Below are 25,122 nucleotides of genomic sequence, written 5' to 3' on the forward strand. Positions count from 1 at the left end.
TCCACAGGCAGCCACGCGGCTCCCGTGCCATCGGTGCCGGCTGAGGCCGCACCGGCTGAGGCGGCGCTCGGAACACCCAACGCGTCCGGCCACAGCCGGCTGCTGGTCATCGACGGCCATTCCATGGCTTTCCGTGCCTTCTATGCGCTGCCGGCGGAGAACTTCTCCACCGACACCGGCCAGCACACCAATGCCGTCTACGGTTTCACCTCCATGCTGATCAACCTCATCAAGAACGAGGAACCCACCCACATTGCCGTGGCGTTCGACCTGGACACGCCAACCTTCCGCACCGAGGAATACTCCGACTACAAGGGCGGCCGGAACAAGACTCCCGAGGAGTTCCACGGCCAGATCGACCTGATCATCAAGGTCATGGAAGCCATGCGGATCCCCACCATCACGCTCGACGGCTACGAGGCTGACGACATCCTCGCGACCCTCTCAGAGCAGGCTGCCGGACGGAACTGGGACGTGATGGTGGTTTCGGGGGACCGGGACGCCTTCCAGCTGGTCAATGACCGGGTGACTGTCTTCTACCCGAAGAAGGGCGTCTCCGATCTGCCCCGCATGGATGCTGCGGCGGTGGAAGAGAAGTACCTGGTACCGCCGGACAAGTATTCCGACCTCGCGGCGCTGGTGGGGGAGTCGGCTGACAACCTCCCGGGCGTGCCGGGCGTTGGCCCCAAGACTGCTGCCAAGTGGATCAAGGCCTATGGCGGGCTTGAGGGGATCCTCGAGCACCTGGATGAAATCAAGGGCAAGGTCGGCGATTCCCTGCGCGCCAACATCGAGGACGTCAAGCGCAACCGCCGGCTGAACCGGCTGCTGCGCGACCTTGACCTGCCCGTCGACCTGGACGCCATGGCTGCCCGGCGTCCGGACCGGGAAGCGATCGAGGAACTGTTCGACGCCCTGCAGTTCAACGCCCTGCGCAAGCGCCTCTTCGACGTCTATGGAGAGGAAGAGGTTCCCGGAGACCACCCTGAAATGGTGCCTCCTGCCCACACCACCATCACCGCCGCCGGCGAGCTCGAGTCCTGGTTCCGTGCCACCAACCAGGCCCCTGCCGGCCTGCGGCTGGTGACGGAGGGAGCAGGTGAGTCCCGCGATGCAACCGGGCTTGCCGTGGTGACGGACGACGCCGCTGCGTACATTCCGCTGACTGAGCTGGACGCCGATGCCGAGAGGGTCCTGGCCGGCTGGCTGGAGGATTCCAACGCCCCCAAGGTGGTCCACGACTTCAAGGACGCTTATAAGCTGCTTTCCCGCCGCGGCCTGCATCTGGACGGTGAAGTGGATGATCCCGCGATCTCCGGGTATCTGATCCAGCCTGACCGGCGCAGCTACGACCTGCCGGACCTGAGCCTGCAGCACCTGAAGCTGTCCCTTGATTCAGCGGCGTCCTCCGGCAACCAGCTTGAACTCTCCCTTGACGGTGAGGACACCGCGGCCCCGGCCGTCATGGAAGCCTTCGCCGCCCTTCGCCTCAGCGAGCACTTCTCCGGTCTGCTGGTTGAGCGCGGCGCGAACCAGCTGCTTGGCGGACTCGAGCTGCCGCTTGCTGAGGTCCTGGCGGAAATGGAACTTGCCGGCATTGCGGTGTCCACCGAAAAGCTGGACCGGCTGCTGGACGAGTTCGGCCGTACCATCGAACAGGCCAAGGCCGAAGCTTTCGCGGTGATCGGCAAGGAAATCAACCTTGGCTCACCGAAGCAGCTCCAGGTAGTCCTCTTCGACGAGCTGGGCCTGCCCAAGACCAAGAAGATCAAGACCGGGTACTCCACCGACGCGGATGCCCTTTCCGACCTCATCGTGAAGACGAACGGCCATCCGTTCCTGGCGCACCTGCTGGCCTACCGGGATGCCACCAAGCTCCGCCAGACGGTCGAGGGCCTGCGCAAGTCCGTGTCCGACGACGGCCGGATCCACACGACCTACGCCCAGACAGTTGCGGCTACCGGGCGGCTGTCCTCCATCAACCCGAACCTGCAGAACATCCCGATCCGCTCCGAGGAGGGCCGCCGGATCCGTGAGGTCTTTGTGGTGGGCGAGGGCTACGAGACGCTGCTGACCGCCGACTACTCCCAGGTGGAAATGCGCATCATGGCGCACCTGTCCGGGGACGAGAGCCTGATCCAGGCGTTCCGGGACGGGGAAGACCTGCACCGGTTCGTGGGTTCGCACATCTTTGGTGTTCCGCCGGAGGAGGTCACCAGCGCGATGCGGTCCAAGGTCAAGGCAATGTCCTATGGGCTGGTATACGGACTGAGCTCGTTCGGCCTGTCCAAGCAGCTGTCAATCCCGGTGGATGAAGCACGCACCCTGATGCGCGACTACTTCACCCGTTTCGGGGCAGTACGCGACTACCTGCGCGGCGTCGTCGAGCAGGCCCGCAAGGACGGCTACACCTCCACCATCGAGGGCCGCCGCCGCTACCTGCCGGACCTGGCCAGCACCAACCGGCAGCTGCGCGAGATGTCCGAGCGAGCCGCATTGAACGCGCCCATCCAGGGCTCTGCCGCGGACATCATCAAGAAGGCAATGCTGGGAGTAGACGCCGAGCTGAAGAAGCAGGGCCTGAAAACGCGTATGCTTCTGCAGGTCCATGACGAACTCGTCCTGGAAGTCGCGCCGGGGGAGCGGGAAGCAGCCGAGAAGCTGGTCCGTGAACAGATGTCCGGCGCTGCCGACCTCTCCGTGCCCCTGGACGTATCCGTGGGCTGGGGCGCCAGCTGGCACGAGGCAGGGCACTAATACAGACAACCCAGGGAGAACACATGAGCGGCGAGAGCACCGGGACCGCCCTTCGCACGGAACGCTTCAGCGCCGGATTCTCAGAAGCTGATCCGAAACGTCCCGATGAGCGGACCTCGAACTGGCTCGAAGCCGTCAACCTGGGATTCCATGATCCGCGCTGGGACCCGGCGCATCTGGCATCGATTGTCCAGGCGTACCTGGCGGACGGCCGGACGCTCACCGGTGTCTATGACGACGGCGCGCCCGAACACGCCTGGAATCCGAAGGCTCCGGTAGCCACGTACGCTGCGATGTCCCACGACATGAACGCCGGTGCCGGTCTCCTCCCGGCGCATCAGATCACCTCGGTAACGGTGCGGCCCACGCACCGCCGGCGGGGGATCCTGACGGGGATGATCACGCAGGACCTCCGGAGCGCGAAGGAGAACGGCTTCGCTGTTGCCTCCCTCTATGCCTCAGAGGCCGTCATCTACGGCCGGTACGGGTTCGGTGCAGCCACCGCGGAAGCCATGGTGGAGGTGGACGTCCGAGGTCGGCTGGAACTGCGGACGGCGCCGTCGGGCACGACTGTCCTGGCAGACCTGGCCGGGATGGAAAAACTGGCACCGGAGATCTTCGCGCGCCACCTGGAAGTCACGCGCGGGGCACTGGGCCGGCAGGCCGGCTACGCCAAACGGGCCGCCGGACTCTGGGGTGACCTTCCCGAAGAGCAGAAGGAAGTGCGCGCCGCGGTCCACTACGACGACGCCGGCGCCCCGGACGGATATGTGACCTACCGTTTCCTGCCGTGGGAAACCGAGCCGCACACCCTGAAGGTGCTGGACCTGGTGGCGGTGGACGATACCGCCAGGCTGGAACTGTGGCGATATCTCGGATCGATCGACCTGGTCGAGAAGATCACCGCATCCGCCCCGGTCAGTGATCCGCTTCCCTGGGCGCTGGCCGACCGCAGGCGATACCGCATCACGGGCGTGGAAGATGCCCTCTGGCTCCGGGCGCTGGATCCGGCAGCAATGCTGCGTGCCCGCGGATTCGAGTCCGACGGCAACCTGGTCATCTCGATCACCGACCCGCTGGGCCTCGCCAATGGCCGATGGCTGCTCCAGGCCAGCGCCGGCACCGCCGTGGTGACCGAACTGGGCAATGATGCGCCCGGCGGCATCCCTGCGGTGGAAGCCTATGCAGCGGCCTTCGCATCGCTCTACCTGGGCGGCGTGCCTGCCGCCATGCTTGCCGCTGCCGGCGGTATCCGGGGCAGTGCCGAAGCCGTCGGCGCCCTGGGCCGGCTCTTCGACGTCGCCCGGCCCCCGTACTGCAGCACACACTTCTAGGCGGATGCCTGGGGCGGGAATTACCGGTGCCCTTCGCTAGTTGGCATGAACTGGGATGAAGGACTACGTGAATCCCCGTACGGCTTTGACCTGACTTGGAGCCTCCGGCTAGACTGAACAGGCGCGTCACGCGTGCTGGTTCGGTCCTCAAAATTTCTGGAGGCCGCTTCCAAGCGCAGGTCGGGCACAACATTATTAACATTCTGTCCATCTCCGGACAACCAAGCACCGTCTTGAACCTGAGTTATTTGGGTTGCACGCGAGCCGGTGGGAGTGCATCCGGAATTACTACAACTTCCACATCGGAGTCCCAACTACATGACCATCACCACCACCGAGAAGTCCGGTACCCCGCAGGTCGCCATCAACGACATCGGATCTGCCGAGGACTTCCTCGCCGCCATTGACGCAACGATCAAGTACTTCAACGACGGCGATCTCGTCGAAGGTACCGTCGTCAAGGTTGACCGCGACGAGGTTCTGCTCGACATCGGTTACAAGACCGAGGGTGTCATTCCTTCCCGTGAGCTTTCCATCAAGCACGACGTCGATCCCGGGGACGTTGTCTCCGTGGGCGACCAGGTCGAAGCTTTGGTCCTCACCAAGGAAGACAAAGAAGGCCGTCTGATCCTCTCCAAGAAGCGCGCACAGTACGAGCGCGCCTGGGGCGACATCGAGAAGGTCAAGGAAGAAGACGGCGTCGTTACCGGTACCGTCATCGAGGTTGTCAAGGGTGGTCTTATCCTCGACATCGGGCTGCGCGGCTTCCTGCCCGCATCCCTCGTGGAGATGCGTCGCGTCCGCGACCTGGCTCCGTACATCGGCCAGCAGATCGAAGCCAAGATCATCGAGCTGGACAAGAACCGCAACAACGTGGTCCTGTCCCGCCGTGCATGGCTCGAGCAGACTCAGTCCGAGGTCCGTTCCACCTTCCTCAACAAGCTGGAAAAGGGCCAGGTTCGTCCGGGCGTTGTTTCCTCCATCGTCAACTTCGGTGCATTCGTGGACCTTGGCGGCGTAGACGGTCTCGTCCACGTTTCCGAGCTGTCCTGGAAGCACATCGACCACCCCTCCGAGGTCGTTGAAGTTGGACAGGAAGTCACCGTTGAGGTTCTGGAAGTTGACCTCGACCGCGAGCGTGTCTCCCTGTCGCTGAAGGCTACGCAGGAAGATCCGTGGCAGACCTTCGCCCGCACCCACGCCCTGGGCCAGGTTGTGCCGGGCAAGGTCACCAAGCTGGTTCCGTTCGGTGCGTTCGTCCGCGTCGAAGACGGCATCGAAGGCCTGGTCCACATCTCCGAGCTGGCTGTCCGCCACGTAGAGCTGGCAGAGCAGGTTGTCTCCGTTGGAGATGAACTGTTCGTCAAGGTCATCGACATTGACCTCGAGCGCCGCCGCATCTCCCTGTCGCTGAAGCAGGCCAACGAGGGCGTCGACCCCGAGGGCACCGAGTTCGATCCGGCTCTGTACGGCATGGCCGCAGAGTACGACGAAGCCGGCAACTACAAGTACCCCGAAGGCTTCGACCCCGAGTCGAACGAATGGCTCGAGGGCTACGAGACCCAGCGCGCCGCTTGGGAGCAGCAGTACGCTGACGCCCAGGCCCGCTGGGAAGCTCACAAGAAGCAGGTTGCCCAGCACAACTCCGAGGATGTTGCTGCAGCGTCGGACTCCGCTGAGTCCACCTCCACCAGCTACTCCTCCGAGCCTGCTGCATCCGAGTCCGCTGCCGGTACCCTGGCATCCGACGAGGCACTTGCTGCACTGCGCGAGAAGCTGACCGGCAACTAAGTTCTGTTGCTAAGGCGCTAGCTGCCTGGAAAGGCGGGTTCCCACTTCGGTGGGGACCCGCCTTTTGCCTTGTCAGGAGCCGGTCTCCGCTCTTGGTAGGCTGAATGCCGTCTTAGAGCAGCTACCAGCGGGGGGAATGAAAATGCAGGCCGGAGATGTCAGCTCAGCCAGCCGTCAGGAACGGGAGGACCAGATCCGGCGGCGGACCCAGGCATTAGCCCGGCATCTGCCGCCGGTCCAGGCCGCGAACCTCATCAACGGCGTTGCCGAAGAGGAGCGGGAAGCTGAATCCTGGGAGGAGCTCAGGGCCTCAGAGGACCGTGAAAAAGACCTGCAGGCCAGGTTCCCGGACTACTTTGAGGCTGCGCAGGCAGTGAAACAGGCCGAGGTGCAGTCTGACCTCGTGCGGTTCCGCGCCTGGCGCCGGGAGCAGCTGAGACTGGCCCGTGAAGCTGACACCTTCGCGGCATCGAATGCAGTGCTGATCCGCAACACCGGGGGAACCCTGCTGGCAGCTGTCATTGCGGCCAGGCCGTTCGGCCTCATTTCCGGTGACGTGTTTTTCTGGGGTGCAGCCCTGGCAGCAGGACTCATGGTCCTTGGCAGTCAGCTGATCAAGAAGCGCTCCAGCCCGTTGTGGAAGGGCGTCTTCATTGATCCGAAGTTCGCCGCTTACTCCGTCTGGCACTGTGCTTCCCAGGCTGCGGCCGCGGCGCTGATTCGGGAGCGGGAACCCGACGCAGCCCAGTGGGCGGACGCCCTGCAGATCCTGGAGTCGCGCTGGGACCGCCGGAACCGCCGCAGCACCCTCTGGGCCGGGGAAGACTACAGCGGCATCCGCTACACGACGGCCTAGGCTGACTCCCGCACCACCAGCGAAGTGGGCAGGCGGCAGACCCGCTCCGTCGCCCGTCCCTCGATGAGTTCCACCAGCATCCGGGCCATCTTCTCGCCAAGTTCGGCGATCGGGTGGTGGACAGTGGTGAGGGCGGGCTCGACGCCGGTGGCGAACTGATCGTCGTCGAATCCCACCAGCGCGATGTCTTCGGGGATCCGAAGACCATGCTTCAGGATGACGGCGTGCGCACCCGCAGCCATCTGGTCGTTCGCGGCGAAGACACCGTCAACAGGCTTTCCGCGGGCAAGCAGCCGTTCCATCGCCACCGCGCCGGAGGCGACGGTGAAGTCACCGTACTCCACCAGTGCATCATTCAGCCCGGCACGGTGCAGTCCCGCACGCCAGCCGGCCAGCCGGTCGACGCCCGGAGGCATATCCTGGGGCCCCGCGATCGTGGCGATGTTCTGCCGTCCGGTCGCTATCAGGCGCTCGGCGGCAGCCAGTGCACCCTCCTCGTTGTCCACCTCTACGTAATAGCTGTCCGCGGCATTAAGCAGGGGGCGGCCGGCGAACACGATGGGCAGGGCATCGCTCAGGTGTTCCCAGGAATGGTCCCCGCTGTGGTGGGAGACCACCAGGACGCCGTCTACGTTTCCACCCATCAGGTAGCGCTGGGTCTTGCCCGGATTCGCCTCCGAGGAGGTGACCATGTTCAGCATGTAGTCCGTGGAGTTCAGGTACTTCGCGACCCCTTCGACCACAGTGGCGAAGAAGGGGTCGGCGAAGACCTTGGATGTCGACTCAGGAACCAGCAGGGTAATGGTGTAGGTTCGCCTGCTGGCGAGGGTCCGCGCTGCCCGGTTCGGCACATAATTCAACGTCCGGACTGCCTGCTCCACGCTGTGCACAAGTTCGGGCGCAACGGATGTTGAACCATTGACAACGCGTGACACAGTGGCCCTGGAGACGCCGGCCAGCGCAGCCACCATTTCCAGGGTGGGAGCGGGCCGCACCTGGCCAGTCTCAGTACCCAATGCGGTCTCCATTTCCTGGCGTCCTTTGCCGTTTTCCGAAGCCGGGCTCAGCTTTCAATCGTAGTTCCCCTACCTCGCGCCGGCCGCAGCCGGAGAGCTTTCACGGCTTCCCGGCTCCGTGCCCTGGCGAACCTGGCTGATGAGCCGGCCGTAGGCCAGCCCGCTGTCCTTGATGATGCGCTCCTGCGTCTGGTAATCCACGTGGATGATGCCAAAGCGCTTGTCATATCCCCAGGACCACTCGAAGTTATCCAGCAGGGACCAGACAAAGTAGCCCCGGACGTCGGCCCCTTCGGCGATGGCCTCACCGACCGCCTGGACATGATCCAGGATGAAGCCGGTGCGTTCCGTGTCATGGACCGCCCCGTCTTCCGTCACTTCGTCGTCGTACGCTGCGCCGTTCTCCGTGATGTACAGCGGCGGCAGCTGCGGGTATTCCCTGCCCAGGCGGACCAGGAGCTTCCGGAGGCCGTCAGGATTCACTTCCCAGTTCATCCCCGTCCGCGGCAGGCCGCGGCTGGGGAACGTGATGTGTTCGGCGCCGATCCAGGGCGAGGCCTTGGGCAGGACACCACCGCCGCCGTGGCCGTCCTCGCCTGAGGTGTCCGGGTGCCCGCTGATTTGGTCATCGTGGTAGTGATTGACACCCAGGAAGTCGATGGGCGCTCCGATGAGCTCCATGTCTCCGGGAAGGATCACCTCGTGCAGTCCGTAGGGCTCCAGATCCCGGAGAGAGTCCTCAGGATAGGCTCCGCGCAGGATCGGATCCAGGAAGATCCGGTTCTGGAGAGAGTCGAACAGCCGTGCGGCTTCCACGTCCACGGGATCCGTCGGATCCTTCGGAATGGAGTTGCTCAGGTTCAGGGTGATGCCAATGTTCTCAGCACCAAGGCTCCGCAGCTCCGAAACGGCCATGCCGTGGGCCAGGTGCTGGTGGTGAACGGCCGCGATGGCTGCACGCGGCTCCTGCCGGCCCGGTGCATGGACTCCTGAGCCGTAACCCAGCAGGGACGAGCAGAAGGGTTCGTTGAAAGTGGTCCAGTGCCGAACACGGTCACCCAGCGCGGCGTATACGTCCTGCGCGTACTCCACGAAGCGGCAGGCTGTGTCCCGATTGGCCCAGCCGCCCTTTTCCTCCAGCCCCTGGGGGAGGTCCCAGTGGTAGAGCGTCAGCCACGGGAGGATTCCTGCTTCCAGCAGTTCATCCACGAGGCGGGAGTAGAAATCCAGGCCCTTGGGATTCGCAGCCCCACCGCCGGGCCGGACCCGGGCCCAGCTGGTGGAGAACCGGTACGAGTCCAGGCCGAGTTCCTTCATCAGGGCAACGTCCTGCGGCATCCGGTGGTAATGGTCCACCGCGACGGCCGGGGTGTCTCCGTTAAGGACGTTTCCCGGAACGGCCGCGAAGGCATCCCAGACCGAATCCTCTTTGCCGTCTTCCCTGGCGGCGCCTTCCACCTGCGCGGCAGCGGTAGCTGATCCCCAGATAAAACCGGGCGGGAAATTGCCGTAGTTCCGCGTAGAGGTATTGTTCGTCATTAGCCCTTCACTGCTCCCTGCATGATTCCGGAAATAAGTTGCTTGCCTGCTGCCACGAATAGAACCAGCAGCGGAACGGTTGCCAGTACGGCACCGGTCAGCACAATTGAATAGTCGACGTAGCGGGCCGACTGCAGCTGGCTTAGCGCCACCTGCAACGTGGGATTGTCGGCAAGCACGAGCATGGGCCACATAAAGTCCGTCCACGCCGTCATGAATGTGAACAATCCCAGGATGGCCATGGCGGGCCGGGCCGCCGGCAGCGCCACATGCCGGAAAGTTCCCAGCATGCTGGCCCCGTCCATACGGGCGGATTCGATCAGCTCGTCGGGAATGACGTCCACCAGGTACTGGCGCATAAAGAACACGCCGAAGGCTGTTACCAGCCCCGGCACAATTACGGCGCCGAGTTCGCCGGTCCAGCCGAGTTTCTGCATGACCATGAACAGCGGGATGATGCCAAGCTGGGTGGGGATGGCCATGGTGGCGATTACCGCCACCATGAGGACACCGCGTCCCCTGAACCTCAGCTTCGCAAACGCGTAGCCCGCGAGCGTGGAGAAAATCACCACCGAGACGGTGATTGTTCCGGAGATGATGACGCTGTTGGCCAGCGCCTGCCAGAACGGCACAGTGTTGATGACCTCGGACACGTTGGTCCAGAACCGTCCGCCGGGCAGGAGCGGAGGCCATTCCTGCCCAAGGGCGGGGTTTCCGTTGCTGCCGATAATGACGGACCACCAGAGCGGATAAGCCGAGCAGAACAGGAAGACCAGCAGGATCCCGTAGGTGAGGAACCCCGGACGGCGTCCGCTGCCAAAAGACTGCCCCTGGCGGCGTTTACGGACCGGCTTCCCGGCCCCTGACCCGGTCCCGGTCCCCGGGACAGCCCGGGCTCGCTGCAGGACGCTCATGACTTTCTCCTCGTGGCACGCGGCCGCTGGGGATCCCCGGTGGCGATCCGCTTTGAAATAAGGAAGTTGACCAGGCCCACCAGCACAATGATCAGGAACAGCAGCCAGGCTACGGCCGATGCCTTGCCAAAGTTCTGCCTCTGGAAGCCCATATCCCACAGGAAGAGCACGGTGGTTTGGAACTGGCCCTGGATTCCGCCGGCATTGACCGGGTCGAACAGTTTGGGTTCGGCAAAGATCTGCAGGCCGCCGATAGTAGCGGTAATGATCACGAAGATCATGGTGGGACGAATACTCGGCAGCGTGATGCTGAAGAACCGCCGGACAGCGCCCGCACCGTCAATTGCTGCGGATTCGTAAAGGTCGCGGGGGACAGCCTGCATGGCGGCCAGCAGGATCAGCGCGTTGTAGCCGGTCCACCGCCAGTTGACCATCGTGGCGATTGCGATGTGGCTGGGCAGCGTGCCCGTCTGCCACATAATCGGGTCGACCCCGAAGTTGCCCAGCAGGTTGTTCAGCAGTCCGTTGTTCTCGGCAAACATCTTGGAAAAAATCAGTGCCACTGCCACCGGCGTTACAACGTAGGGCAGGAGCACCGACATGCGCCAGAACGTCTTTGCCCGCAGATGCTGGTCCAGGATAGCCGCCAGGAAGACGGCAACTACCAGCTGGGGAATTGCCGAAAGCAGGAAGATCGAAAATGTGTTGAAGAGCGAACCCCAGAAACGCGTATCGCCCAGCACGGAGGCAAAATTCTGCAGCCCGACAAAGTCGCCCTGTCCTTTGAGCAGATGCCATTCGTGCAGCGATACCCAGAAGGTGTACACCAGGGGGAACAATCCGGTGATGCCAAAGAGAATAAAGAACGGTGAAATATACAGGTAGGGGGACGCCTTCATATCCCATTTGGAGAGGCGCTGGCGGAACGTTGTCCGCGGCTTAACCGGCTGTTTCTGGACAGGCCGGTTCAGTGTGGCGGTCATGGCAGACTCCCGTGCTCCGGGCGGGGCCTCCCGGAGGAGGCCCCGCGTGCGGTGCTGTTAGTTGTTGATGACCAGGTCGTTGAGGAGCTTCAGTGCCTTCTCCCATGCCTGGTCCGCATTCGCGGTACCTGTCTCCATGTCATCAATGGCAGGGCCGAAGACCTTCTCCTGGATGACTGAATCGTCCGGTCCCTTGAACTGCGCCACAACGTTTTCGGCGCGCGAGGCCAGGATGGCTCCGGTGGGAGCGTCGTTGAACCACTCGTTCGGAGTTGCGTCGGCGGCAAGTTGTTCCTGCGCCTCAAGGGTGCTGGGGAAGTTGCCTGCAGCTGCGGACTGCTTGATCTGCTGTTCAGGGGCAGTCAGCCAGGCGGCGAGCTTTGCAGCTTCGTCCTTGTGGTCCGAAGTTTCCGGAACCGACAGGAACGCGCCGCCCCAGTTTGACGCCCCGCCGGGGAACACGTCTGCAAAGTCCCAGCCGCTGTCAGTTGAGCCGCCTGCGGTTTCAATGCCGCCCTGGATGTTTCCGAGCATCCAGCCGGGGCAGACCATGGTGGCGAAAGTGCCGTCCAGGAACGACTGTCCGTTGTTCCACTTCCATTCTTCCTGGTTTGCGGACAGTCCGTCCTCGATCGAGCCTGAGAGCATCTTGAAGTTGGCGATCATGGCATCATTGCCCTCGATGTTCAGCTCGCCGTCCTTCGTGTAGTATCCCTCCTCCATCTGGTTCACCATGGAGTTCCACACGAAGCCGGCCTGATCGAACCAGGCTTTGCCGCTGGCGTCCTTGTACTGGTTTCCAACCTCGAAGTACTTCTCCCAGGTAGCGTCCTTTCCGCCCAGGAGCTCAGCGACAGCCTCACGGTCGCTCGGCAGCCCTGCAGCCTCGAAGAGGTCACCGTTGTAGCAGATTCCCTGCGGTCCAATGTCGGTGCCGTAGCCGATGACGCGGCCGCTGGGGTCCGTGCCCTGCTTGTACTTCCAGTCGACCCAGTTCTCCTTGATGTCCTCGGCACCGTATTCGTTCAGGTCCACGAACTTGTCCGAGACCTCCATGATGGCGCCGAGCCAGCCCTCTTCAATCGCCACCACGTCGCTGACGCCGGAACCGGCAGCAAGCTTCGTGAAGAGGTCTGTCCGTGCGTTCCCGCCGGTGTCGATGTTGTTGGCCTTGATGGTGATGCCCGGGTTGGCCTCTTCGTATTCCTTGTAGAGATCGTCGTAGCCAAAGGTGCCGAAGGTAGTCACGGAGAGTTCAATCGGGTTGTCTTCCGAAGCGGGTTCGCTGCTGTTGCTGCTGCCTCCGCCGCAGCCGGCGGCGAGCAGGGCAACTGCCGCAGCACCTGCCACCACAGCTGCTGAATGTCGGAACTTTTTCACGGTCACTCCTTTGTGTGTGTCTTGCCGGTTGATATCCCGGGGGAGGACCGTGCCGAATGGAAACTAGGCTTGTCCTGGGACGGGACGCTAACTGTGGATCTGTATCCAGAGAGCCCGTTGCGGGCCGATGGAATCCCGGGCCGCTTCAGAGAGCGCTCTCTGATCTTGCTCAGAGCCTAGATGTGACTTGCTTCACTGTCAAGAGAGCGCTCTCTCAGATTTCAGCACGCAGATCGCCGGCACGGCAGGGCTGCGGTGCTGCCTACCGGCCCCTTGCTAGCGCCGGGTCGACACCGTGACCGTGAACCGGGGATTCCGGGCTACCTGCCTCGTGGGTCCAACCAGCCGGTTCAGCGCCGGCCGGTATGCCAAATGGGAGTTCCAGACCGTCCACAGTTCCCCGCCAGGACGGAGCACGCGGGCTGCGTCGGCAAAGAGCTTGTAGGCAATGCCGGTATGGACACTGGCACCGATGTGGAACGGCGGGTTCAGGACCACGAGATCCTGGGACGTATCCGGCAGCCAGCTCAGCGCGTCTGCGCGCTGAACTGCGGCACGGTCCAACACACCGTTGGCTGCCAGGGTCAACCGCGTAGAGGCAACGGCTGCTTCGGACTGGTCGGACGCCAGGACCCGGATCCCCGGGCGGTGCAGTGCCAGGTACGCCGCGATGGCGCCATTGCCGCAGCCCAGGTCCACTGCTTCACCGGCTTCGCGGGCCTGGGCAAGGAACGGCAGAAGGAACCTGGTTCCGGGATCCAGCGACGCTCCGCCAAAGGCCGCCCCGCGGGCCCGCAGCTGCAGCGGAACCGGCAGGCCGACGTCGTAGGCCGCTTCCAGGGGGAAGCGGGATGCAGGGAACCCGTCAGCCGGCAGCGGACCCATCACAGTGAGCACGCGGGACTTCTGCCGTGCGAGGCCTGCCGTCACGGATTGGAAATACTGGCCCAGGACCCCGTTCATGGCGGTAGTCATGTGCTTGATCCGTCCGCCGGCATAGATCCGGACATTGGACGGGGCGTGTTCTGCGACCAGCCGCGCAATTTCATCCAGGGCATCCAGGGAGCGGGGCAGCCGCAGCAGGATGACGCCGGCCCCGCTTACCAGCCCCGGTTCCAGGCCCCAGTGCGTGTAGCGTCCTGCCAGGCCCAGCGCCTCGGCATTGCGGTCCAGGGCGAGCTGCCCGGAGAAGGGATCCTGATACACACGGATCCCGGCTAGCGAATACCGCGCTGCCGCTCCGAGCGTGAGCGCGCCATACGAATCCCCGATGACGACGGGCGCACCGCTTCCTGAGGCTGCGGACTCAAGGTCGCTGCCGGCGGTGTCCAGCAAAAGTTTGTCTGCGGCGTCGAAAGCCTGCAGGTTTTCCGCCTCCACATCCGGAGCCCGCCGCAGCAGGTCGAAATCAAAGGACGCTTCGGAAGCTGTCACAGGTCAATCCATTCGGTGGCAAGTAGTTCGGCTGAGGTGTCTCCGGCGGTGAGGGCGGCGAGCCGTTCCTGGAAGGCCGCGGTACTGCCGGGGGCGTCCGGCAGGGCGACCGTAATCACGGCCCCGCCGTCCCCGTACTCGGTGCCGCGCACGGTGTAACCCGCGGCACGCAGGTCATTCTCCAGTCTGCCGGCAGCAGCATGGCTGGCCGGAACTGCGCAGAGCTGCATGCGGCGGCGGCGCAGCAGGACAGCGGTGGACAGTGCCGAGGAGACGGATTCGGAGTAGGCCCGTACCAGGCCGCCGGCCCCGAGCAGGATGCCGCCAAAGTACCGGACCGTTACTGCCGTGACGTCGCTGAGGTCTGCGGCGCCGTCGAAAGTTTCCCGCTTGGTGAGCGCCTCCAGCATGGGGATTCCGGCGGTTCCGGAGGGTTCGCCGTCGTCGCTGGAGCGCTGCACCTCACGGCCGGGGCCCAGGACAAAGGCGCTGCAGTGGTGCCGGGCGTCGTGGAACTCGCGTCGCAGCTCTGCGATGAGGCCGCGCGCCTCGTCTTCGGTTTCGGTACGCCGGAGCACGGTGATGAACCGCGAGCGCTTGATTTCGAGTTCAGTGCGGTGATCCCCGGCGACAGTCGTGTAGCGTCCCGACGCTGCCTGGATTTCACTCACCTAAGCAAGTCTAGTTGGCCGCTGCACGGCATCGGCGCCCGGATCCCGGGAAGGTAGGGTGGTGGCCATGCTGAAGGTAGGTCTCACCGGCGGAATCGCAGCCGGAAAATCCCTTGTGGCGCGCACCCTGGTGGAGTGCGGTGCCTCGCTGATCGACGCCGATGCCCTGGCCCGCGAGGTGGTGGAACCCGGCACCGAGGGGCTGGCTGCCGTGGTCGAGGCCTTCGGACCCCAGGTGCTTGCCGCAGACGGAACCCTGGACCGCCCGGCACTGGCTGGAATCGTGTTTGGGAATGGGGAGAAGCGGAAAACGCTGAATTCGATCATCCATCCGCTGGTCCGCGCCCGGGCTGCGGAGCTCGCGGCTGACGTTCCCGAAGACGGCATCCTGGTCCAGGACATTCCGCTGCTGGTGGAGACCGGACAGGCTGGGAACTTCGACTTTGTGCTCGTAGTGGAGGCCCCGGAGAAGGAGCGGCTGGCGCGCATGGTCCGGGACCGCGGGATGGAGCCGGCGGCCGCCCAGGCGCGGATCGACGCGCAGGCGACGGCGGCAGCGCGTGCTGAGGCAGCTGACGCGGTGCTCGACAACACGGGAACACCGGAAGACTTGGTCAAAGCAGTGCGGGAATTATGGACTACCCGCCTGGTGCCCCTGAACCGGGAACGGATGCGGGCAGCTGGCCCGCAGTAACGGCACCGTTATGCCGTCAGCAATACGGACAGCACCTGACCGCGTCCCGGAGTAGCGTTGAACCATGAGTCTTGCGCAGGACATCAAACGTGTTGTTGCCCCCTTTGAAGTAGTCAGCGATTACTCACCTGCCGGTGACCAGCCGACGGCCATCAAGGAGCTGGCCGAACGCATCAACGCCGGTGAGAAGGACGTCGTCCTGATGGGTGCCACGGGTACCGGAAAGAGCGCCACCGCCGCATGGCTGGTGGAGCAGGTGCAGCGGCCCACCCTGGTGTTGGTGCAGAACAAAACCCTGGCCGCCCAGCTGGCCAACGAATTCCGCGAACTGCTGCCCAACAACGCGGTTGAGTACTTCGTTTCCTACTACGACTACTACCAGCCCGAAGCGTACGTGCCCCAGACGGATACCTTCATCGAGAAGGATTCCTCCATCAACGAGGAGGTTGAGCGCCTGCGCCATTCGGCTACCAACGCCCTGCTGACCCGGCGCGACGTCATCGTTGTGGCTACCGTGTCCTGCATCTACGGCCTCGGCACGCCGGAAGAGTACATCCAGGGCATGGTTACCCTGCGCCGCGGCATGGAGATGAACCGGGACGACCTGCTCCGCAAGTTTGTTTCCATGCAGTACGTGCGCAATGACATGGATTTCCACCGCGGCACCTTCAGGGTGCGCGGGGACACCGTTGAGATCATTCCGATGTACGAGGAACAGGCCATCCGGATCGAGTTCTTCGGTGACGAGATCGAGAGCATCCAGACGCTCCATCCCCTCACCGGCGACCTGATCCGCGACGAGCAGGAAATGTACGTTTTCCCTGCATCGCACTACGTTGCCGGCCCGGAGCGGATGAACCGGGCAATCAAGGGCATCGAGGATGAACTACGCGAACGCCTGCAGGAACTTGAAGGGCAGAACAAGCTGCTGGAAGCGCAGCGGCTGCGGATGCGCACCACCTATGACCTCGAAATGATGCAGCAAATGGGCTTCTGCAACGGCATCGAGAACTACTCACGCTGGATCGACGGCCGCGGGCCCGGCACCGCCCCGCACTGCCTGCTGGATTACTTCCCGGATGATTTCCTGCTGGTGGTCGATGAGTCCCACGTGACCATTCCGCAGATCGGCGCCATGTACGAAGGCGACATGTCGCGGAAGCGCACGCTCGTGGAGCACGGCTTCCGGCTTCCCTCGGCCATGGACAACCGGCCGCTGAAGTGGGACGAGTTCCTGGAGCGGATCGGACAGACTGTGTACATGTCCGCGACGCCGGGCAAGTACGAACTGGGCAAGGCCGACGGCGTGGTGGAACAGATCATCCGTCCCACCGGACTGGTGGATCCGGAGGTGGTGGTCAAGCCCAGCAAGGGGCAGATTGACGACCTGCTGGCTGAGATCCGCACCCGAACCGAGAAGGACGAACGCGTCCTGGTCACCACGCTGACCAAACGCATGGCCGAAGACCTCACCGGTTATCTGCTGGAGAACGGGGTGAAGGTTGAGTACCTGCACTCGGACGTGGACACCCTGCGCCGTGTGGAACTGCTCCGGGAACTCCGGATGGGCACCTTCGACGTTCTGGTCGGCATTAACCTGCTCCGTGAAGGCCTGGACCTGCCTGAAGTGTCCCTCGTGTCCATCCTCGACGCTGACAAGGAAGGCTTCCTGCGCAGTTCGACGTCGCTGATCCAGACCATCGGCCGTGCCGCACGAAACGTCTCAGGCCAAGTGCACATGTACGCGGACCGGATCACGGATTCGATGGCACATGCCATTGACGAGACCAACCGGCGCCGGGCCATCCAGGTTGCCTACAACAAGGAACGCGGCGTGGATCCGCAGCCGCTGCGCAAGAGGATCGCGGACATCACCGATTCGCTGGCCCGGGAAGACGCAGACACGAAGGCCCTTCTTGAGGAAGCCGCGAAGAAGAAGACCAAGGGCAAAGGCAAGGGTGCCAGGACCATCCGGAAGGACGGATTGGCTGCTGCACCCGCGGAGGACCTTACCGGGCTGATCGAGTCGATGACGGAACAGATGCACGCTGCGGCAGCAGAGCTGCAGTTCGAACTGGCGGCCCGGCTGCGCGACGAGGTCGGCGATCTGAAAAAGGAACTGCGCCAAATGCAGAACGCCGGGCACGCATAAGCGGGCCTTGGGGTAGACTGCTTGGCGGCGGTGGGGCAGTTCCGTAGCGGTTACGGGTACTCCCCGCCTTTTTCCGTGCTCTGAAAGGTCTGTTCCCCATGCCCGCATTACCCCTCGCTTTTGAGGTTGGTACGTTCATTGTCCTAGGGCTGGTCCTGCTCTTCGACCTGCTCCTGGTTGTCAAGCGGCCGCACGAGCCCTCCATGAAGGAAGCCAGCCTGTGGGTTGCCTTCTACGTGGGACTGGCGCTCATCTTCGCCGTCATGATGTTCGTGTTCACCGGCCCCGAGTACGGCAGCCAGTTCGTTGCGGGCTGGGTGACTGAATACAGCCTCAGCATCGACAACCTGTTCGTCTTCATCATCATCATGGCCCGCTTCTCGGTGCCCCGTAAGTATCAGCAGGAAGTGCTGATGTTCGGCATCATCATCGCGCTGATCCTTCGCGGAATCTTCATTCTCATCGGCGCTGCCGTGATCGAGAACTTCTCCTGGGTCTTCTTCCTCTTTGGTGCCTTCCTGCTCTGGACCGCGTACAAGCAGGCCACAGACAACGGTGAAGATGAAGAGGGCGGCAGTGACAACAAACTGGTCCGCAAGCTCACCGGCTTCCTGCCGATGACGGAGAACTTCGACGAGGGCAAGGTCCGCACCGTGGTGGACGGCAAGAAGGTCTTCACCCCGATGATCATTGTCTTCATCACCATCGGCGTGACGGATCTGATGTTCGCCGTTGACTCGATTCCGGCAATCTTCGGCCTTACCCAGAGCGCCTTCATCGTCTTCACGGCCAATATCTTCGCCCTGATGGGCCTGCGCCAGCTCTACTTCCTGCTCGGCGGCCTGATGGACCGGCTCATTTACCTCAAGCACGGTCTTTCAGTCATCCTGGCGTTCATCGGCGTCAAGCTGATCCTGCACGCACTGCACGTCAACGAGCTGCCCTTCATCAACGGCGGCGAGCCGGTTGCCTGGGCACCTGAGATCCCCACCTTCGTGTCGCTGGCCGTCATCCTCGGCACGATTGTGATCGCCACCGTAGCGAGCCTGCTGAGCCCGAAGGCCAAGGCTGTGCAGGCCGTGGCTTCCCTCGAATCCGCGCTAAAGGTCTACCGCAGCCTGGGCGAGGACGCTCCGCATGAAGAGCGGACCCAGGCCTACGACGATGTCACCAAGACCTACCGGGCAGCGGAGAAGGCCGCCGAAACCCGGGACGACGTCGAACTGCCCGAGATCACCGAGGAGGCGCGCGCCAGGTTCCTGGCCTCAGACCCCCGTAAGCCCGGCGCAGAACAGTAGGTTCCCCGCAGCAACCCATACGGTGCGCGCACCAGAGGCGGCTTTCCGGCCATTCCGGCAGGGGAGCCGCCTCCGTCGTGTAAGGGTGGCAGTTTGTGCGCGCCGGGTCAGGATTCCGTTCCTGGTGCTAGCCTTCCACTACGATCGCCGTCCCTCCCAGGAGGGGAAATCCACGGCCCCGGCGGGGCTATCTCGTTTCCGTTGACGCTCCAAAGGAGCAGCCATGAACTTCTTCGAAGTACTATGGTCCATCGTTGCGGTTTTCTTTGTTTTCGCGTATTTGATGCTGTTGTTCCAGATCTTCGCAGACCTGTTCCGCGACGACTCCATTAGCGGCTGGCTGAAAGCGGTCTGGATCTTCTTCCTCCTCTTCGTCCCCTACATCACAGCCTTGGTATACGTCATTGCCCGCGGACGCGGCATGGCAGAACGGAGCGCCGGCAGGGCACGCGAATCCCAGGAGCAGGCAGCCGCCTATATTCGGCGCACTGCAGGCAGCCAGAGTGCGACGGAGCAGATTTCATCCGCCAAATCATTACTGGATGACGGCCTGATCTCCGACGACGAGTTTGGACGCCTCAAGGCCAAAGCATTGGCCTGAGTGATCCTGGACTCCCGCACCTACACGGGCACCGCTTGATGCGGTGCCCGTGTTCGTCTGGCCAGTACTTCCAAGACCACAATGAATCCCACGAGCACCAGGGCAAGGCCGGCAGTTACTCCGGCGCTAATGCCTGGAATGAAAAGCAGAAGCACGGTGATTCCGGCCGCAACACCCTGGCACACCCGCTGGTGCCGCATGGCCCACGGTTGCCACAGGCCGGTATGGCCGGCAGCGTAGAGCACCAGAACGGCCAGCAGCGCAAGGACGAATACTGTCCGAAGCGCCGCGGCGAGCGGGTCCAGGAACGCGTTGCTCAGGACAAGCGCGGCTTCCGGGGAAACGGCGGAACTTGAGCCAACCGAGTCCACCCCTGCCTGCTGGACGAACCGGAGGAGCAGGACTGCTACCAGGGCAGCGCCGGCGCTGGAAATGCTGATGACCAGGCCGGACCGGAGCCGCCGGCCCTTCGGGGCGATCAGTACAGCGGCAGCGGCCGCTGCGGCGGTAAGCCATGGAAGAACCGCGGCTGCCGTGCCCAGCGTGTTCAGCGCGGAGAGCGACGCAGCAAGGCCAGGAGCGTTAAAGACGGTGTACTCCTGGCCGGCGTCATCCGGAATGACTGAAGCCGCAGACACACCCTGCGCCAGGAGCCGGGACTTGACCTCTCCAATCATCGCCGTAGTTGAGACGGTGATGTCTCCGTTGGCGGCAATCGATGCCATCCCGCCCGGATCATCCTCGACGGCACGGACCAGTAGTTCATGTGCCCCGCGGTTCGCATCCACCCACAGGGTGGCGAAGGCCTGGCTGGAAACAGCGCGGGAGACGGTCCTGTCGATCAGGGCGTTGGTCCGGTCCGCGATGACCGGTGCAAGCGCGGCGGAAAGCGCCTGCGATGCACGCGAGTCATCCACGTTGGACAGGGCGTCGCTGACAGTGGTGTCTATGTCGAGCCGGCTTGTCACCTGGTCCCCGATTTGTTCGGAGAGATCCGCCTGTACCGCCGGGTCCTGGATGACCGGACCAATCACTGCCACGTAGCGGTCAGTACTTGCCACGAGGCTGCCGGCATAACCTGCCGCAACCGAGGCAACGAGCAGCAGCGCCGCCAGGATGCCAAGGATGATGGAGGTGATCCGACGCCAGGGCGGCGCATAGGACGGGGGAGCACTCGTTCTGGAAGCTGTGCCGTAACGCGTACTGGGTGCCATGATCAGGCCTTCCGCCGCTGTCAGCTGCTGTAGCCCAGATTATCCCTGTTTCAGCGCATCAGCCACGGGCTGCGCCAATCCCGACCCCTTCTGCATTGGATGCCACGATCAGGCCTTCTCCCCGCGCACCATGCCGAGCAGGCGGTTGAAGATTCCCTCGCCGTCGTCTGCGATCCCGTCATGGTGGAACTCGTCGGTTTCCCAGACCTGCAGTCCCTGGACTGCAGCCGCTGTCTCCATCGAAAGATCCCGGTCAACATAGATGTCATTGGTGTACACCGCGGCCGCCGCGGGCACCGTGTTGGCTGCCAGCTGCAGGCGGTCGTACAGTTCCGGCCAGTCGGACTTTGCCGCCAGCAGTTCTGCCGTCAACTGCAGGGGACGCAGGGCGGGGTCCTCCACGAAGTACCAGGGGTAGACCATCTCGCCGGTGTACAGGGGTTCAGCAGCGTCCGGCCGGAAGTCCGGCAGTGACTGCAGCACCCGCCAGGCAGCCCAGTTCGTAGCCTGCCCCTGGCCGTAAATCGATTCGTGCATCAGGGCATACAGCGGGTTGGTAGACCGCTCTGCCAGCTGCCACAGGCCGGCCAGGAAGGTGTCGGAGAGCCGGGGACCTGACGGCGTCGGGATGAAGGCTTCCTCGAGCAGGTAGTGGAGCCCGTCCATCCGGGTGTTGCCGCCCAGAAAGGAACCTGCCATCTGGAAGCGCCCCGGGGTCAGCCGCGAGCCGTCCGGGAGGTATTCGGGCACGGTGTCCAGGTGCCGTGCAATACGGGTGGTGAGCTCACGGTCACCGGGATACTTCGCGAAGTACTCCGCGTTCCTGGCTGCCACACGGGCGAACGTCGCCTGATACACCCGGTCGGCGGGTCCCCACAGCGGTGCGAGGCCGCCGGTGATCAGTGCTTCCTTCACACCGGCAGGCGCGAAGGACAGGTAGGTCAGCGCACAGAACCCGCCGTAGGACTGGCCGTAGATGCTCCATGGTCCGGAGCCGAGGGCAGAGCGAATGAGCTCGGCATCGGCAACGATCGAATCCGCACGGAAGTGGGTGAGGTACTCAGCCTGCGCCTCTGCGTCGCCGCGCGCCGCAAGGGTCTGCCGGTTGGCCGGGGTGGAGAGTCCGGTGCCGCGCTGGTCCAGCATCAGGATGCGGAAATGCCGGGAGGCTGCCTTCGTCCAGCCGCCGAACTGCAGCAGCCGGTTGCCTTTTCCGCCGGGGCCGCCCTGCAGGTACAGCAGCCACGGCAGGTCGCCGGCGGCTGCCACTTCGGGGTTCCAGTACTCGCGGGCAAAGACGGTGATCTGCTCGCCGCCGGGCACGGAGTGGTCGAGCGGGACGGTGAACCGGTGCTCCACCACTCGCATGCCGCGGATATTCAGCGGCTCCGAGGCAGTGTGCGGGACGCTCATGCTGCTCCGGGGGTGCCGAAGTCCTCCAGTGCTTCGCCGGTCAGGCGGTAGGTGGTCCACTCATCCATCGGCTGCGCGCCGAGGGACTTGTAGAACAGGATGGAGGGTTCGTTCCAATCAAGGACGGTCCATTCAACGCGGGCGTAGCCGCGCTCGACGGCGGTCTGCGCCAGGGCGCGCAGCAGCGCCTTCCCGTAGCCGCGTCCACGTGTTTCGGGACGGACGTAGAGGTCCTCCAGCCAAATACCGTGCACACCTTCCCAGGTGGAGTAGTTCAGGAACCAGAGGGCAAAGCCCTGGACCGTTCCCTCATCTTCCAGGACATGTGCAAAGACCGCCGGGTGTTCGGCAAAGAGATGCTGCTCCAGCGCCTCGGGAGTATTCCGGACCGCGTCCGGTTCCTTCTCATAGACGGCCAGCTCATGAATGAGCTCAAGGATTACCGGAACATCTTCTCTGCGCGCAGCTCTGATTTGCATGGCTTCCAGCCTAGTCCAGCCGTCCGGCGTGAATCACGCGGATGACGGGGGACCCCGCCTCATCGGAGGCAGCCAAATCCACTTCAGCGTTGATGCCCCAGTCCAGGTGACCGGCGGGGTCCTTGAAGATCTGCCGCACCTCCCACTTGCCGGGCAGCTCCTTGATGATCAGCAGCGACGGGCCGCGGCCGTCGGGGCCGTCGTCTATATCGTCGTGCTCCTCGAAGTACGCGTCCAGCACGTCCGCCCACCGGCCGGCGTCCCAGCCCGCACCGCCGTCCAGCGCGCCCAGGGCGGCGTCGTCCTCATCGGCGAAAAGCTTCACCCGCTGGAACATCTCGTTGCGCACCATCACCCGGAAGGCACGGGTGTTGCCGGTGAGCTTCTCCGGTGCAGGCGGCAGGACCGGCTCGCTGCCCGCAGAGGAATCGATGCCCGCGGCCAGTTCCTCCCATTCGTCCAGCAGGGAGGAGTCGGTCTGCCGGACCAGTTCGCCCAGCCATTCGATGATGTCGGAGAGGTCTTCGCGCAGCCGTTCCGGGGGAACTGTGTGCAGCAGGGCCTTGTAGGTGTCGGAGAGGTAGCGCAGCAGCACACCCTCGGAGCGTGCCAGCGAGTAGAAGGCCACATATTCGCCGAAGCTCATGGCACGTTCGTACATGTCCCGGACAATCGACTTGGGGCTGAGTTCGAATTCGCCCAGCCACGGGGCACCGGAGCGGTAGACCTCGAAGGACTGTTCCAGCAGCTCGGCCAGCGGCTGCGGATAGGTGACCTCTTCGAGCAGCGCCATCCGCTGCTCGTATTCGATGCCTTCGGACTTCATGGCCGCCACGGCTTCGCCGCGGGCCTTTTTCTCCTGGGCGGAGAGCACTTGGCGCGGCTTTTCCATGATCGCCTCGATCACCGAGACTACGTCCAGGGCATAGGACGGGCTTTCCGGGTCCAGGATTTCCAGGGACGCCATCGCGAACGGGGACAACGGCTGGTTCAGGGCGAAGTTTGGCTGCAGGTGCACCTTCAGCCGGACGGTGCGGCCGTCGGCGTCCGGTTCGGGCAGCACCTCCACGATGCCTGCGGTTTTCAGCTCGCGGTAGATGCTCAGCGCCTTCTTCATCAGGGCCAGCTGTGAGGAGCGGGTCTCGTGGTTGCTGGTCAGCAGCTTCTTCGCTGCGGCGAACGGATCGCCCGGGCGTTCCAGCAGGTTCAGCAGCATGGAGTGGGTGATGTTGAAGCTGGAAGTCAGCGGCTCCGGGGTGCCATCCACGAGCTTTTCAAAGGTGGGTTTGCCCCAGGACACAAAACCGGCCTGCGGCTTTTTCTTCACCACCTGGCGCAGCTTCTTCTGGTCATCACCGAACTTTGCCTGTGCCTTGGCCATGGCCTTGGCGTTTTCGATCACGTGTTCCGGTGCCTGCACGACGACGGTCCCGGCCGTGTCGTAGCCTGCCCGGCCGGCGCGTCCCGCGATCTGGTGGAATTCGCGGACCTTCAGCGGCCGGGTGCGGGTGCCGTCGTACTTGGACAGGGCGGTAATCAGCACCGTACGGATGGGCACGTTGATACCAACGCCCAGGGTGTCGGTGCCGCAGATGACCTTCAGCAGCCCGGCCTGCGCCAGCTGCTCCACGAGGCGGCGGTATTTGGGCAGCATTCCGGCGTGGTGCACACCGATGCCGTGGCGCACCAGCCGGTTGAGTGTCTTGCCGAAACCGGGCGCGAACCGGAACCCGGCGATCAGCTCGGCGATGCGGTCCTTTTCCTCGCGGGTGCAGACGTTGATGCTCATCAGTGCCTGGGCCCGGTCGATGGCTTCTATTTGGGAGAAGTGCACCACGTAAACGGGAACCTGCTTGGTGGCCAGCAGTTCTTCCAGGGATTCCTGGATGGGCGTTTCAACGTAGTAGTAGTGCAGGGGGATGGGCCGCTGCACGGAGGAGACCGTGACGGTGTCCCGGTTGGTGAGTTCGCTGAGTTCGTTGGCGATGCGGGTCATGTCCCCCAGGGTGGCGGACATCAGCAGGAACTGTGCCTGCGGCAGCTCCAGCAGCGGCACCTGCCAGGCCCAGCCGCGCTGCGGATCGGAGTAGAAGTGGAACTCGTCCATGATGACCGTGCCGAGGTCCGCGTCCGGTCCTTCGCGGAGGGCAATGTTGGCCAGGATTTCCGCGGTGCAGCAGATAATCGGGGCGTCCTTGTTCACCGAGGAGTCACCTGTCACCATGCCGACGTTCTCGGCCCCGAAAATGTCGCAAAGCGCGAAGAACTTCTCCGACACGAGGGCCTTGATGGGAGCGGTGTAGTAGGAGCGCTCATCCAGGGCCATGGCGTAGTAGTGCGCAGCGATTGCCACCATCGACTTACCCGAACCGGTGGGTGTGGCCAGAATGACATTGTTTCCGGTGACCAGCTCCATCACTGCCTCGTCCTGGGCAGGGTAGAGGGACATCCCGCGGCCTTCCACCCACTCAAGGAAGGAGGTGTAGACCTCGTCCGGGTCGATGGTTGTGGTTCCGGCGGCGGCGGCAGGCAGCTGATCAAGTAGTTTCATCTCACCTACCAGCCTAGCCCGGCAGCAAAAATCACCGTTGTTGCC

18 protein-coding genes and 1 pseudogene are annotated in these 25,122 nt (G+C 63.7%); 8 read left to right on the forward strand and 11 right to left on the reverse strand.

The genetic code is table 11. From position 1 onward, the window contains the following. Window positions 1-123: 123 nt before the first annotated feature. The 4 genes from polA to ABFX29_RS00775 all read left to right on the forward strand — a co-directional run bounded on the left by polA (window position 124) and on the right by ABFX29_RS00775 (window position 6,738). Complete coding sequence (gene polA / locus ABFX29_RS00760) at window positions 124-2,757, forward strand: DNA polymerase I (protein WP_246167527.1); 2,634 nt, start codon at window positions 124-126, stop codon at window positions 2,755-2,757. A 23-nt stretch (window positions 2,758-2,780) separates the two neighbouring features. After that, a complete protein-coding gene (locus ABFX29_RS00765) occupies window positions 2,781-4,091 on the forward strand; it encodes a GNAT family N-acetyltransferase (RefSeq protein WP_152228094.1) in 1,311 nt (436 codons plus the stop codon). Between the two features lie 318 nt (window positions 4,092-4,409). Next, window positions 4,410-5,882, forward strand: coding sequence for a 30S ribosomal protein S1 (gene rpsA / locus ABFX29_RS00770; protein ID WP_152228092.1), 1,473 nt, complete (start codon window positions 4,410-4,412; stop codon window positions 5,880-5,882). Window positions 5,883-6,024: 142 nt separating this feature from the next. After that, window positions 6,025-6,738, forward strand: coding sequence for a hypothetical protein (locus tag ABFX29_RS00775; protein WP_152228090.1), 714 nt, complete (start codon window positions 6,025-6,027; stop codon window positions 6,736-6,738). On the opposite strand, the gene ABFX29_RS00780 is transcribed toward ABFX29_RS00775, so the two are convergent. The 7 genes from ABFX29_RS00780 to ABFX29_RS00810 form a co-directional block, all read right to left on the reverse strand. Further along, a complete protein-coding gene (locus tag ABFX29_RS00780; RefSeq protein ID WP_420831106.1) occupies window positions 6,735-7,754 on the reverse strand; it encodes a LacI family DNA-binding transcriptional regulator in 1,020 nt (339 codons plus the stop codon). The two genes, ABFX29_RS00775 and ABFX29_RS00780, sit on opposite strands and share 4 nt — an antisense overlap. Before the next feature lie 69 nt (window positions 7,755-7,823). After that, a complete protein-coding gene (locus ABFX29_RS00785) occupies window positions 7,824-9,293 on the reverse strand; it encodes a GH1 family beta-glucosidase (RefSeq protein ID WP_152228086.1) in 1,470 nt (489 codons plus the stop codon). Then, the gene (locus ABFX29_RS00790) at window positions 9,293-10,207 is read right to left on the reverse strand and encodes a carbohydrate ABC transporter permease (protein ID WP_055241236.1); all 915 of its coding nucleotides are present in this window, start codon (window positions 10,205-10,207) and stop codon (window positions 9,293-9,295) included. The genes ABFX29_RS00785 and ABFX29_RS00790 overlap by 1 nt, the downstream gene beginning before the upstream one ends. Further along, entirely contained in the window at window positions 10,204-11,190 is a 987-nt protein-coding gene (locus ABFX29_RS00795) for a carbohydrate ABC transporter permease (protein ID WP_152228084.1), read from the reverse strand. The genes ABFX29_RS00790 and ABFX29_RS00795 overlap by 4 nt, the downstream gene beginning before the upstream one ends. Before the next feature lie 57 nt (window positions 11,191-11,247). Next, a complete protein-coding gene (locus tag ABFX29_RS00800; RefSeq protein WP_152228082.1) occupies window positions 11,248-12,570 on the reverse strand; it encodes an ABC transporter substrate-binding protein in 1,323 nt (440 codons plus the stop codon). 276 nt (window positions 12,571-12,846) lie between these two features. Next, window positions 12,847-14,004: a class I SAM-dependent methyltransferase gene (locus ABFX29_RS00805; RefSeq protein ID WP_152228080.1), complete on the reverse strand. Its 1,158-nt coding sequence runs from the start codon at window positions 14,002-14,004 to the stop codon at window positions 12,847-12,849. Beyond that, the gene (locus tag ABFX29_RS00810; protein WP_152228078.1) at window positions 14,001-14,675 is read right to left on the reverse strand and encodes an IMPACT family protein; all 675 of its coding nucleotides are present in this window, start codon (window positions 14,673-14,675) and stop codon (window positions 14,001-14,003) included. Before ABFX29_RS00810 ends, ABFX29_RS00805 begins: the two co-directional genes overlap by 4 nt. A 67-nt stretch (window positions 14,676-14,742) precedes the next feature. Here ABFX29_RS00810 and coaE point away from each other — a divergent pair, with 67 nt between their 5' ends. The 4 genes and pseudogenes from coaE (at window position 14,743) to ABFX29_RS00830 (ending at window position 19,420) form a co-directional block, all read left to right on the forward strand. Further along, entirely contained in the window at window positions 14,743-15,369 is a 627-nt protein-coding gene (gene coaE / locus ABFX29_RS00815) for a dephospho-CoA kinase (protein WP_152228076.1), read from the forward strand. Between the two features lie 64 nt (window positions 15,370-15,433). Further along, entirely contained in the window at window positions 15,434-17,521 is a 2,088-nt protein-coding gene (uvrB, locus tag ABFX29_RS00820) for an excinuclease ABC subunit UvrB (RefSeq protein WP_152228074.1), read from the forward strand. Between the two features lie 98 nt (window positions 17,522-17,619). Next, window positions 17,620-18,615, forward strand: a pseudogene (locus ABFX29_RS00825) (TerC family protein); the annotation flags it as partial. 427 nt (window positions 18,616-19,042) lie between these two features. Next, window positions 19,043-19,420, forward strand: coding sequence for an SHOCT domain-containing protein (locus ABFX29_RS00830; RefSeq protein WP_152228070.1), 378 nt, complete (start codon window positions 19,043-19,045; stop codon window positions 19,418-19,420). Window positions 19,421-19,440: 20 nt separating this feature from the next. On the opposite strand, the gene ABFX29_RS00835 is transcribed toward ABFX29_RS00830, so the two are convergent. From ABFX29_RS00835 to ABFX29_RS00850, 4 genes are all read right to left on the reverse strand, one after another. After that, window positions 19,441-20,634: a hypothetical protein gene (locus tag ABFX29_RS00835; protein WP_152228068.1), complete on the reverse strand. Its 1,194-nt coding sequence runs from the start codon at window positions 20,632-20,634 to the stop codon at window positions 19,441-19,443. 108 nt (window positions 20,635-20,742) lie between these two features. After that, entirely contained in the window at window positions 20,743-22,047 is a 1,305-nt protein-coding gene (locus ABFX29_RS00840) for an alpha/beta fold hydrolase (protein WP_246167483.1), read from the reverse strand. After that, entirely contained in the window at window positions 22,044-22,526 is a 483-nt protein-coding gene (locus ABFX29_RS00845; protein WP_152228066.1) for a GNAT family N-acetyltransferase, read from the reverse strand. The genes ABFX29_RS00840 and ABFX29_RS00845 overlap by 4 nt, the downstream gene beginning before the upstream one ends. A gap of 10 nt (window positions 22,527-22,536) precedes the next feature. After that, window positions 22,537-25,077 (reverse strand): DEAD/DEAH box helicase, encoded by a 2,541-nt coding sequence (locus ABFX29_RS00850; protein WP_152228064.1) that lies wholly within the window; start codon window positions 25,075-25,077, stop codon window positions 22,537-22,539. Window positions 25,078-25,122: the final 45 nt, after the last annotated feature.

It is taken from the genome of Arthrobacter gandavensis, from assembly GCF_039528575.1.
Lineage (GTDB): Bacteria > Actinomycetota > Actinomycetes > Actinomycetales > Micrococcaceae > Arthrobacter_B > Arthrobacter_B citreus_B.